Here is a 13261-nt window from a genome sequence, read left to right on the forward strand (position 1 = left end):
CAAGTTAAAGCCAGTAATATATTAAGAGCTAAAAACTTTTTCACTAAAAACCAAATTTGCATTCTTAGGCTTCAAGGTAATTAATGGATGGTAATCGATATGACCTTGAACGGTTGTAATCTCAAAACGCTCTACCATTCTTCTAATTACTAACATCATTTCCATCATGGCAAAGTTGTTCCCGACACACATGCGTGGTCCTGCACCAAACGGAAAATAGAAATCTCTATACTTTTTTGCCTTTTCTGGTTCAAATCTACTTGGGTCAAAAGCTTCTGGATTTCCCCATAAGTCTTTACGTCGATGCATTTCATAAAAAGAAACCAACCAAATGCTTTCTTTCTCTATAACTATATCTTCACATTCATCTGCCTCTAGCGCTACACGATCCGTTACATAAGCTGGTGGATACAATCTTAGCGTTTCTTCCACGCATTGCTTGAGATATGGCATGGCCATCAATTGGTTCATTAGTGTTTCGTCAAGATTGGCTTTTGAAACATCTTCTCTAGCCTTTTCTATTGTTTCTGGATGATGTGCTAGTAATTGCGCTGCAAAGCTCAAAGCGTTTGCCGTGGTTTCATGTCCAGCAATAAATAATACTAGAATCTCATCTACTAGTTGATCATCATCCATGTGACTTCCATCCTCATAAGTACTATGAAGTAACATATCCAGTAAATCACCAGGTTCATTTTTACTATCACGACGGTTATTTATAATAATACGCAGTATATCTCTCGCTTCATCGACCATTGCCAATGCATGAGGAACACTATTTGTTCCAGATAGCCACTCTCTATCAAAATACCACTTCATCCATGGGATACGTAGTTCTTTAATCAACATCTTTTGAGCTTGCTCTGTAATTTCTTGAAGTCTAGAAATCTTTTGTTCTAAGTTCTCTATGTCTGCAAAATCAAATAAACTTCTTGCCACAACCTTAAAAGCAAGATTATTAAAAATGGCATAAACATCTGTAATCTTATCTAGTTGAATGCGATCGAGCTCTTCTTTAACTACCACATCCATAGTAGCCATAAAGTTATTAATAGACTTTTTATAAAATGCTGGCTGGATCAATTTTCTGTTTGCTCTCCACTTTTCACCATTTTCCGTCAATAACCCATGACCTATATACTTTCCTAAATCCTCTGTCTGTAAAGAAGACTTATGATAATTCTTTTGATTCTTTTGGAGAATGTGCTGTGTGATTTTCTCATCACAGGTAAAGTGAATCATAAGTCTCGGCTTAGGACTTATCTTAAAGGTATTCCCATACTTCGCAAAATTCTCTCTGTGGAATGGTAATGGATCTTTATAAATCTGTCTGGATTTAGCCAAAAAAGTAAGTGCTGGAACCTGAGCTATTTCTTTCATTGATTGTCAAATAAGCCTCCTAATTCATTTCCTTTAATCTTACCTAAATGTTTATAAGCTAGCTCAGTCACCTCACGCCCACGTGGTGTGCGCATAATAAAGCCTTGTTGAATTAAAAATGGCTCGTACACTTCTTCTATAGTTTCTGCACTTTCAGACACAGCAGTTGCAATAGTTGTTAGCCCTACCGGTCCACCTTTGAACTTATCGATAATGGTTAGTAAGATTTTATTATCCATCTCATCAAGACCATTTGCATCCACATTTAAGGCTTTTAATGAATATTTAGCGATTTTAAGATCAATACTACCATTACCCTTAATCTGTGCAAAATCACGCACTCTACGCAGCAATGCATTAGCGATACGAGGCGTCCCACGACTACGACCTGCAATTTCTATTGCAGCATCTTCATCAATAGGCACTTTTAAAATTTCTGCACTACGAGTGACAATAGTAGAAAGTAATTCTGTTGAATAATATTGTAATCTAGATTGAATCCCAAAACGGGCACGCATGGGTGCTGTAAGTAAACCGGATCTTGTAGTCGCACCTATTAAGGTGAAAGGTGCAAGATTTATTTGAACTGTCCTAGCATTAGGACCAGTCTCAATCATGATATCAATCTTATAATCCTCCATAGCACTATATAAGTACTCTTCAACAATCGGACTTAATCGATGTATCTCGTCTATAAATAGCACATCACGCTCGTCAAGATTAGTAAGTAATCCAGCAAGATCACCAGGCTTATCCAACACAGGTCCAGAAGTCACTTTAATACCAACACCTAATTCATTTGCAAGAATATGGGCTAGCGTTGTTTTACCCAATCCTGGTGGTCCATGAAACAAAGCATGATCGAGTGCATCATCACGCTGATTTGCAGCTTCAACAAAAATTTTGAGATTTTCGAGCACCTGATCTTGACCAGCAAAATCATCAAAACTTAAAGGTCTTAATGCTCTTTCAACATCATTTTCTTCATGAGAGAAATGACTTCCAGTGGGATCTAAATGTTCGTTCATGTATCAAAGATAATGTTCAATCCGCTGCTTTGATAATATAGAGATGAATTTATTACGCTTTCGCGAAAGCGTAATAACAAAAGCTTAACTCAATTTAATAATAACTTATGACCTTGCCTAAAACATCGTTTGTATCTTAAAAGAAAAAAAATGAAACCAAAACAGCATACCCCAAAATTAAAAGTGACTTTGATAGACGACCAAACTAAATGGTCTCTAGAAAGTCAAAAGCCGAATAAATACACCTTGATCATATTTTATCGTGGATATCACTGTCCCGTTTGTAAAAAGCAACTGGAAACTATAACCGATCACTTGCCAGACTTTAAAGAAAGAGGTATTGATGTGATAGCCATAAGCATGGACAGTAAGGATAGAGCAGATAAATCATCGAATGATTGGAATATAGACGGATTGACCATAGGGTATGATTTACCAGTAGAAACTGCAAAAGAATGGGGACTTTACTTATCAAAAGCGATTAGTGACAAAGAACCCGACTTGTTTTCAGAACCTGCTATATTTTTAATCAAGCCTGACAAGACTTTATTCTTTGCATCGATCCAAACAATGCCATTTGCAAGACCTAAAATAGCTGACCTTATCAAATCCATTGATTTTGTAGAAGACAAACACTATCCTGCAAGAGGTGAAGCTTAAAACTTATGTATAAAAAAAGCCGCTAAATAGCGGCTTTTTTTATGTAACAGAATCATAATTAATGATTCATTTCTTCTTCTCCATCTTGCAAAGGAATATGTTGTGGAGTGTAATCCTGTCCTGGTATTACATACTCACCATTTTCATTCACTTTTGAGTAATCATATGCCCAACGATGAACATGAGGAATAGGTCCATCCCAGTTACCGTGGATATGCTTATCTCCTGTAGTCCATTCCAAAGTATTAGATTTCCATGGATTAGCTGGCGCTTTCTTACCATAAAAGATAGACTTAACAAAATTGTAAACAAATATCAATTGCGCAAGTGCAGTTGCAATAGCAAAATATGTAATCAATTGATTAGTGTCTGCAAGGTCATCAAAATAAGGAAAGTTAGTATTTGTATAATAACGACGAGGTAAACCAGCCATACCTATAAAGTGCATCGGGAAGAAAACGCCATACGCACCAATCGCTGTCAACCAGAAATGTGCGTAACCAAGATTTTTATTCATCATCTTGTTAAACATCTTTGGGAACCAGTGATAAACTCCTGCAAACAATCCATAAAGCGCAGAGATACCCATTACTAAGTGAAAGTGAGCTACAACAAAGTAAGTGTCATGCACATTTATATCCAGCGTACTATCACCTAAAATGATACCGGTTAATCCACCAGTAATAAATGTAGAAACAAGACCTATAGAAAACAACATTGCCGGATTGAGCTGCAAATTACCTTTCCATAACGTGGTTATATAATTAAATGCTTTTACTGCAGATGGAATCGCAATTAATAAAGTTGTAAATGTAAATACTGAACCTAAGAAAGGATTCATTCCAGATACAAACATATGGTGACCCCAAACAATTGTTGACAAGAACGCAATCGCTAAAATAGACGCTACCATCGCTCTATAACCAAAAATAGGTTTACGCGAGTTAGTGGCTATAATCTCAGATGTAATACCTAAAGCAGGTAATAATACAATGTAAACTTCCGGGTGACCAAGGAACCAAAAAAGGTGCTCAAATAAAACTGGAGAACCTCCTTGATGTGCTAGTACTTCACCTTTGATATAAATATCAGACAAGAAGAATGAAGTTCCGAAACTCCTATCCATGATCAACAATAAAGCCGCTGCAAATAATACTGGGAACGAAACGACACCAATGATAGCAGTTACAAAAAATGCCCAGATTGTCAATGGAAGTCTAGTCATAGACATACCTTTTGTACGCATGTTTATGACAGTTACAACGTAGTTTAATGATCCTAACAATGAAGAAGCAATAAATATAGCCATAGAAACTAACCATAATGTCATACCCATACCTGAACCAGGCATCGCCTTAGCTACAGCACTTAATGGAGGATAAATAGTCCAACCAGCTGCGGCAGGTCCTAATTCAACAAATAAAGAACTAATCATTATTGCAGAAGAAAGGAAAAACAACCAATAAGAAACCATGTTTAAGAAACCAGAAGCCATATCACGAGCTCCAATTTGTAAAGGAATCAAAAAGTTAGAGAAAGTTCCACTTAAACCAGCTGTTAAAACGAAGAATACCATTATGGTACCATGAATGGTAACTAATGCTAAGTAAATATTAGGATCCATTACACCACCTGGTGCCCACTTACCTAATAGCGCTTCAAAAATAACATTTGGTTGCTCTGGATTTGCAATCTGCATTCTCATTAGTACAGACATTAAGATACCTATAGCACCCATAATAAGTCCCGTAATAAGATATTGCTTAGCAATCATCTTATGATCTGTTGAGAAAATGTATTTTGTTACAAATGTTTCTTTGTGATGGTGATGACCATCATCATGTCCATGCTCTGTTGCTGCTGCAATCACTTGTCCCATATATCTTAGTTTTCAGCGTTAGCTAAAGTTGTTTCAAAAGTTGTTTGTGTTTCTAACCACTTATTGTAGTCTTCCTCAGATTCAACTACTATCTTCATTTGCATATTGTAATGTGACGCACCACATATTTTATTACACAATAAATAGTATTCAAATTCGTAAGGATCCAAAGCTACATCACCTGCAGCCTCTAATTCTTTACTTTTTTGTCGTCTAATTTCATTAATCTTACGAACTTTTTCAGTCATAAATTCAGTTGACTTATAATCCTCAGAAGTTACAGTAGGTGTAAAGCTAAATTTAGTCACCATACCTGGTACAACATTCATCTGAGCTCTAAAGTGAGGCATGTAAGCAGAGTGTAAAACGTCCTGACTACGGAAATTAAAGACTACTGGTCTGTTAACCGGTAGATGTAATTCTGTAGCTACCATATCATCTTTACCATCAGCATCTGTAGGATCAATACCTAAAATATTAGCTCCTTCGATAAATCGCACGTTAGCATCTCCTAAAGTATTATCAGCGCCGCTATATCTAACTTTCCAGCCAAATTGATAAGCATATACTTCCACTACTAACGGATCCTCATGTTTATCTACATCCATAATATCATTCCACGAGAATAATCCCCACAAAATAAGGCCAGCTAAAACAACCACAGGGATTGCAGTCCATATAAATTCCAATCGATCATTATCAGCATAGAATAAAGCTTTTTGACCTTTTCTACCACGATATTTATAACTAAACCAGTGTAATAATGCTTGAGTTAAAAATTGAACGATCATGATAACCACTGTCGTCAATAATAACAATGAATCATATTCTGCCCCATGAGCAGATGCAGCATCTGGTAAGAAATAATCTTGATAGCCTATAAAACAAGCAATCATCATTACATACATCGCGATAACGAAGTAAAGCATGTATTTACCTTGACGATTATTATCGGCGTCATTGGCGATTTCACCATCAGCACCGTTTGCTTCTGGAGATTTTCCTAGCTGAACAATTTTTGAAATTTGCCATAAAGCAATAACAAACAAAGCAGCAATTAATATGATAAGAAATGCAGTCATTTCAGTGTTTTTCTATAATTAATTAATAGTGAAAATGTTTACTTTCTCCAATAAATGGATCTCCTTTTGCAAGTAACGGAGCTTTTGAAATAGTGTTGAATATTACTAACAAGAAAATACCTGCAAATAACATAAACGAGCCTATTTCAGGCATACCGATAAACCAAGATTCACCTACAGTAGCCGGCATAACCATTACATAAATATCTAAATAGTGACCTAGTAAGATAAAGATTCCTGCAGTTACAACAAACCAATTCACACGTTTAAAGTCGGAATTCATAAGAATTAATAACGGGAATAAGAAGTTAATCGCAACCATACCAAAGAATAATATATTGTAGTCTTCTATTCTTGTAATAAAGTAAGTTACCTCTTCTGGGATATTAGAATACCAAATCAACATAAACTGAGAGAACCATAAGTAGGTCCAAAATATACTAATACCAAACATGAATTTAGCTAAATCATGAATATGTGAATCATTGATAAATTCTAAATGACCTCTGGATTTTAAGTAAATAGTTACTAATGCAATCACTGTAATACCACTAACGAACATACTAGCGAACACATACCATCCAAATAATGTTGAGAACCAGTGAGGATCAAAACTCATGATCCAATCCCAAGACATAATAGATTCCGTAACAATGAAGAAAACTAGAAACATAGCAGAATGCTTGAATCCTTTTTTGTACCAAACATTTCCTTCTGGCTCTTCATCTTGTTTAAGCGAGAACTTACGGATATTCCATCTGTATAAGTTCCATCCTACTAAAAATGCACCAGCTCTAATTAACCAAAAAGGGACATTTAGGAATCCTGTTTTACCTGCAACTAAAGCATCATAATTTTCATGACCTACTTCTGCCACACCAGGATTCATCCAAGTAAAAATATGATTAGCACCTAAACCAGTGGCAAGAAGTAATACAAACATTAATATACCACCAACTAGTAAATAGCTGCTGATACCTTCCATAACTCTGAATAAACCAGGAGACCATCCTGCTTGCGCAACTTTCTGAATTGCGTAAAAAGCGGTACAACCTAATGCTATCATAAAAAAGAAAAAGCAAGCAACATATAGTGCTGACCAAGGCTTGTTTGCTAATTGATGATACAAGTGCTCTACGTGATCAGACTCGTGACCAGATGCATGTTCATCACCATGAGCATTGGAAGCGTGTGCATCATCATGAGCATCATGTGAAACCACTTGATGAGTATCTGTAGAACCATGACCATCGCCATGTGAAGCATCGTTTGCTAACATTTCTCTTACTGCATCCTCAGAGGCAGGCGCACTTAAAAACCCACCTACGGTAAGTAATGCCCCTAATCCAATAAGGACAAATGCGAAAATTTTTAATTTACTTGAAACTTTGTACATATAATAAAATTTCGTGGTCGATTACTCGCCTTCAGTTGATGAATGATTTTCTACTTGACTACCGTGGTCGTCTTCATGAGCGTCCTCACCGTGCATTTCAACACCATGATCTTCGACTGCATGATTTCCTAGTTGAGATTCCATTTCCAATTCATCTTGAACTGAAACAAAATCCTTAGCGTCTTGACCTTTTAAGTCTCTAGTTAGTGCATCAACATGATGAGCTATTTGCCATCTTTCTTCAATAGAAGTTTGAGAAGCATAAGAACCCATATAGTTAATTCCCCAATACATTACATGATAAATAGAACCTTGAGAAATATCACGATCTGCATAAGAAGGTACACCTAGTATCTTTTCAGTCTTAACTAAGTGACCTTGACCATTACCTTTAGTACCATGACATATCGCACAATATATATTGTACAATTCCTGACCAGAAGCAAGATTTTCTTCAGTATATGGCAAAGGATTTTTTAATTCTGCTTTCGCGGAAGCATACCCTTCATTACTGTTTGCATATTCATAGGGTAACCAACCTCTATTAACTGTTCCTTCTACAGGAAGTTGAGCCTCAACATTCCCGTCAAATATGTCTCCTTCTTGATAGGTTTCATAACCTACCGATTCGTACATATTAGGGAAGTATTGTACACTTCTGTCTGACTTAGCATCTACTGCATTACTATCTCCACCACATGAAATAATCATCAGTGAAGCAAAGGCGTAAATGAACGTTTGAAAATATCTATTCATTAGTGTGCGTCTTTGTCAATTATTTTTATTTCTACAGCACCAGTGTCATGTAAAAATTTACTCATTTCTTCAATATCTTTTCCAGTAGCATCAATCTCCATCAAAAAGTGATCATCAGTTGTACGTACATCTGGATTCTCAGCAGATTTAAACGGCCATAATCTACTTCTAAGATAGAAAGTGATAACCATTAAGTGAGCCGCAAAAAATACCGTCAACTCAAACATGATAGGCACAAATGCCGGCATATTTTCTAAATAAGAAAAACTAGGCTTACCTCCAATGTTTTGTGGCCAGTCCTGAATCATTATATAATTCATCATAACGGTAGCCACTGTAAGACCAACGAGACCATAAAGGAATGCATTGATGGCTAAACGAGTATCTGCAATACCCATTGCTTTTTCTAGTCCGTGCACAGGAAAAGGAGTAAAAACCTCTTCAATGTGATAATGCTTTTCTCTGACTTGTTTTACTGCACCGAGTAAAACATCATCATCAGTATAAAGAGCGTGTATAGTTTTATCTGACATAATTACTACTTTGAAGGATGAGCAATAGGGTCACCAGATGCGGTGTCCGATTCAACATTAGTTCCTTTTTGTTCTCTTAATTTCTTATACTTACTTCCACTAGCTTTAAGAATTGACTTAACCTCTGCTTGTGCTATTACAGGGAACGTTCTTGAATAAAGTAAGAACAAAACAAAGAAAAATCCTATTGTACCAATAAAAATTCCTATGTCAACAAAAGTTGGAGAGAACATTGTCCATGATGATGGAAGATAATCTCTGTGAAGAGATGTAACTATAATCACAAAACGCTCAAACCACATCCCTATATTTACTACGATAGAGATTACAAAAGAGAACATAATACTTGTTCTTAATTTCTTGAACCACATGAATTGAGGTGAAAACACATTACAAGTCATCATCGCCCAATATGCCCATGCATATGGTCCAGTTGCCCTATTTAAAAATGCATATTGTTCATACTCTACACCAGAATACCAAGCTACAAAAAGCTCTGTGATATATGCAACACCGACAATAGAACCCGTAATCATAATTACGATATTCATTAATTCAATGTGCTGAATTGTAATATAGTTTTCTAAGCTTACCACTTTTCTCATTACGATAAGAAGCGTATTTACCATAGCAAATCCAGAGAAAACCGCACCTGCAACGAAGTAAGGAGGAAATATAGTAGTGTGCCATCCAGGGATAACTGAGGTTGCAAAGTCAAAAGATACAATCGTGTGAACCGAAAGTACTAACGGTGTTGCTAATCCAGCAAGAACGAGAGATACCTCTTCAAAACGTTGCCAATCTTTAGCTCTACCTGACCAACCAAAGGAAAGTATACCATATATCTTTTTGTTAAAAGGAGTAATTGCTCTATCTCGTATCATCGCAAAATCAGGAAGTAAACCTGTCCACCAGAATACTAAAGAAACTGAAAGATAAGTGGAAATCGCAAATACATCCCAAAGTAGAGGCGAATTAAAGTTAACCCATAAAGAACCAAACTGATTAGGAATAGGCAATACCCAATAGGCTAACCATGGACGTCCCATGTGAATAATTGGAAATAAACCTGCTTGTATTACCGAGAAAATAGTCATCGCCTCTGCAGAACGGTTAATGGCCATCCTCCACTTTTGACGGAAAAGCAGAAGAACCGCAGAAATCAACGTTCCAGCATGACCAATACCAACCCACCATACAAAGTTGGTGATGTCCCATGCCCATCCAATTGTCTTGTTAAGACCCCAAACACCTATACCGGTAGAGATCGTATAAATAATGCATCCTATTCCATAAAGAAAAGCTACAAGAGCGATTGTAAAGACAATCCACCATTGTTTGTTAGCAGCACCTTCTACAGGTGCAGCAATATCTCTTGTTACGTCTGAGTAAGACTTATCTCCTGTAACTAGAGCTCTTCTTATGGGCGCTTCGTAATGAGCCATAATGTATCGATTAGTTTTCCTTAATTATTATGCGTTTCTTACTTTAACTTGATATATCACGTTAGGTTCAGTTCCTACTTCCTCTAATAAATGATACATACGGTCACTATTTTTAAGTTTAGTGATTTCAGATTCTTTATCATTGATATCACCAAATTTAATTGCTCCGTTTGAACAAGCATTTGAACATGCCGTAGCAAATTCTCCATCTTTGATCATACGTCCATCTTTCTTAGCTTCAAGAATTGTCATTTGTGTCATTTGCATACACATAGAACATTTCTCCATAACACCGCGAGATCTCACCGTAACATCAGGATTGATTACCATACGACCTAAGTCATTATTCATGTGATAATCAAACTCATCATTCCCATTATACAAGAACCAGTTGAAACGACGTACCTTATATGGACAGTTATTTGCACAGTAACGAGTACCTACACAACGGTTATAAGCCATATGATTCTGACCTTGACGGCCGTGTGAAGAAGCTGCCACAGGACATACAGTTTCACAAGGTGCGTGATTACAATGCTGACACATTACTGGCTGAAATGCCACTTGTGGATTATCTGCTGGATTTTCTAACTCACCAAAACCACCTAAAGAACCATTATCACCAAATAAGCCTTCGAATCCATCTTTCTTGTCTTCATCTGATTCAAAACTATCTGTAGAAGAATAATATCTATCAATACGCAACCAGTGCATATCACGTGATTTTCTAACTTCTTGCTTACCTACAACTGGCACATTATTCTCTGCATGACATGCAATAACACATGCACCACAACCTGTACAAGCATTAAGATCTATAGACATATTAAAATGATGACCCGTTGAACGATCAAAACTAGTCCATAAATCTACATCTGGTGAAGTTACCGGAGTCTCAATATGATTAAGAGAAACTTCTGGCATCGGATTAAACTCGTGTTTATCACCGTTTATATATGTAGCTAAATCAGTCTCGCGTATGATATCGCGACCCATCATTGTATTTTGTAATTGTGTACATGCAAACTCATGTTCTCCACCAACATTCTCTACAGTAACAGCCTGGATTGAAGAACCACTCTTAAAGAATGGATATGCATTTACACCAGTCTGCATTTCAGCTTGTATAGAAGCCGTCTTACCGTATCCTAAAGCGATACCAATAGTTCCTTGAGCTTGTCCTGGCTGGATTAATGCCGGTAACTTACGCTCAACGCCATTCATTTTAACCACAACACAACTACCGTTCAAACCACCGTTTGCTACATTCTCATTTTCAACACCTAATTGTTCTGCATCGATTTGCGAAATAGTAACATAATTATCCCACGTAGTACGAGTAATAGGATCTGGAAGCTCTTGTAACCATGGGTTATTAGCTTGCGTACCATCACCTAAACCAGTTTTAGTGTATAATATCAATTCAAAACCAGAAGGCTTTTTAGAATTCACTAACTGAGAAAGCGCGCTATTATCTGAAACCGAAGCGACAAACTCTGATGCGTTTTCATCAACCTGCAAGCCGATATTAGATGTAAAGAAACCGTCCTGTAAGGCTTGAGACCAACTCGCACCGCTACTTTTAGAATATAACTTTAAGTAATCCTTATAAGATTGATCGCTACCAGACCATTTCAATAAAGTATCTTGTAATTGGCGAGTATCAAAAATAGGACGAATGGTAGGCTGTGCTAAAGAAACAATTCCCTTCTTTATCTCTGTATCTCCCCAAGACTCAAGATAATGAGGTGTTGTAGCTACATAATCACATTTCTGCGCTGTTGAATCTTCACGTGAGGCAAATGAAACCGTTAAGGCAACTTTTTCCATCGCTTTCGCGAAAGCATCACTATTATCATAACTATAGATAGGATCGACACCAGCCACAAATAACGCACCAACTGAACCAGATTGCATTTCTTTAACCAACTGATCTACCGCTAAACGATTCCCTTGACGAGTCATTATAGGAGCAGCAGTATCTACTATAGAACTATTTAATTTTTCATTAATAGCAAGAACTAATTGCTGCGCTGCTTGATCAGGAAGACCACATAACACAACGGCTTTACTACCAGCTTTTGAAAGCTTTTGAGCTGTTTGCTCAACCACCTTAGCAACTTTATCACTCAAAGAGACATTAGCCGCACCACCAACTAACTTACTATACAAAGCAGCAAGAATATGCTTTTGCTCTGTAGGAGTTACTGGATAACGTAAATCTGCATTCGCACCAGAAAGAGTCATGTTAGACTCAAACTGAACATGATGCGACATACTTTTATTAGATGGCACTCTTGATGCAGAATAACCCTTATCAAACCCACCACCTTGCCAGTTACCTACAAAATCAGCACCTATCGAAACAATAGTCTCAGCATCAGTGAAATCATAATCAGCAAGACCACGAACGCCATATTTAGCCTCAAAAGCATTTAACGCACCATCTTCACCTACCGTATCGTAAGTAACGTGACGAACATTAGAATACTTCGACTTAAGCATCTCTATAATAGCCATTGTGGAAGGACTAGCAAAAGTTTGAGTCAATACTGCAAGTGTTTTGCCATTTAACTCATTAAGCTTTTGAGCGACTTCTTTATCTAAAGTTTCCCATGTAGACTCCGCACCTTTTACAAGAGGTGTCTTTAAACGATTATTATCATATAAAGATAAAACAGAGGCATGAACACGTGCATTTGCATGACCACGATATTTTGCATCTTTATTACTCTCTATCTTAATAGGACGACCTTCACGCGTTTTCACTAATATACTAGCAAAATCATAACCATCTGCGATAGTTGTTGCATAGTAATTAGCCATTCCAGGAATAATTTGCTCTGGTTGGTTTACGTAAGGCACAGAATAAATTACTGGTCCTTCACATGCAGCCAATGAAGCTGCAGCGGTACTAAAACCAACATACTTTAAGAAATCACGACGTGTAGTTGAAGACTCCTCCATTACCTCGTTATTTCCTAAAAATTCTTCAGTAGGAACAGGTGCAGCAAATTCGTTTTGCTCAAGATTCTTTACAATCTCATTGCTTTCATCGAGCTGCGCTGTACTTTTCCAATATTTCTTAGTAGTAGCCATATA

General features: G+C 36.9%; 10 protein-coding genes. 1 reads left to right on the forward strand and 9 read right to left on the reverse strand.

What is annotated here, in order from left to right; all coding sequences use genetic code 11:
- Nucleotides 1-21: 21 nt before the first annotated feature.
- Entirely contained in the window at nt 22-1380 is a 1359-nt protein-coding gene (locus tag ACJJVI_RS04205) for a cytochrome P450 (protein WP_405350575.1), read from the reverse strand.
- A complete protein-coding gene (ruvB, locus tag ACJJVI_RS04210) occupies nt 1377-2408 on the reverse strand; it encodes a Holliday junction branch migration DNA helicase RuvB (RefSeq protein WP_317290284.1) in 1032 nt (343 codons plus the stop codon). Before ruvB ends, ACJJVI_RS04205 begins: the two co-directional genes overlap by 4 nt.
- A gap of 150 nt (nt 2409-2558) precedes the next feature.
- Here ruvB and ACJJVI_RS04215 point away from each other — a divergent pair, with 150 nt between their 5' ends.
- Nucleotides 2559-3068, forward strand: coding sequence for a peroxiredoxin-like family protein (locus ACJJVI_RS04215; RefSeq protein ID WP_405350577.1), 510 nt, complete (start codon nt 2559-2561; stop codon nt 3066-3068).
- Between the two features lie 58 nt (nt 3069-3126).
- On the opposite strand, the gene ACJJVI_RS04220 is transcribed toward ACJJVI_RS04215, so the two are convergent.
- Genes ACJJVI_RS04220 through ACJJVI_RS04250 form a run of 7 tightly spaced genes read right to left on the reverse strand, consistent with a single transcriptional unit; the run spans nt 3127 to nt 13258 of the window.
- The gene (locus tag ACJJVI_RS04220; protein ID WP_051788717.1) at nt 3127-4947 is read right to left on the reverse strand and encodes a cbb3-type cytochrome c oxidase subunit I; all 1821 of its coding nucleotides are present in this window, start codon (nt 4945-4947) and stop codon (nt 3127-3129) included.
- Nucleotides 4948-4952: 5 nt separating this feature from the next.
- Complete coding sequence (locus ACJJVI_RS04225) at nt 4953-6029, reverse strand: cytochrome c oxidase subunit II (RefSeq protein WP_036583907.1); 1077 nt, start codon at nt 6027-6029, stop codon at nt 4953-4955.
- Between the two features lie 22 nt (nt 6030-6051).
- The gene (locus ACJJVI_RS04230; protein ID WP_042270943.1) at nt 6052-7425 is read right to left on the reverse strand and encodes a hypothetical protein; all 1374 of its coding nucleotides are present in this window, start codon (nt 7423-7425) and stop codon (nt 6052-6054) included.
- A 21-nt stretch (nt 7426-7446) separates the two neighbouring features.
- Entirely contained in the window at nt 7447-8181 is a 735-nt protein-coding gene (locus ACJJVI_RS04235) for a c-type cytochrome (RefSeq protein ID WP_405350581.1), read from the reverse strand.
- The gene (locus tag ACJJVI_RS04240) at nt 8181-8714 is read right to left on the reverse strand and encodes a DUF3341 domain-containing protein (RefSeq protein ID WP_036583899.1); all 534 of its coding nucleotides are present in this window, start codon (nt 8712-8714) and stop codon (nt 8181-8183) included. The genes ACJJVI_RS04235 and ACJJVI_RS04240 overlap by 1 nt, the downstream gene beginning before the upstream one ends.
- Before the next feature lie 5 nt (nt 8715-8719).
- Nucleotides 8720-10159, reverse strand: a complete 1440-nt coding sequence (gene nrfD / locus ACJJVI_RS04245; protein WP_042247201.1) for an NrfD/PsrC family molybdoenzyme membrane anchor subunit — start codon at nt 10157-10159, stop codon at nt 8720-8722.
- A 27-nt stretch (nt 10160-10186) separates the two neighbouring features.
- Nucleotides 10187-13258 carry a TAT-variant-translocated molybdopterin oxidoreductase gene (locus tag ACJJVI_RS04250; protein ID WP_405350585.1) on the reverse strand — a complete coding sequence of 1024 codons (3072 nt, stop codon included), beginning with the start codon at nt 13256-13258 and terminating at the stop codon, nt 10187-10189.
- Between the last annotated feature and the right edge of the window lie 3 nt (nt 13259-13261).

The sequence above is a fragment of the Nonlabens sp. Asnod3-H03 genome (assembly GCF_045063665.1).
In the GTDB taxonomy this organism is placed as follows: Bacteria; Bacteroidota; Bacteroidia; order Flavobacteriales; family Flavobacteriaceae; genus Nonlabens; species Nonlabens ulvanivorans.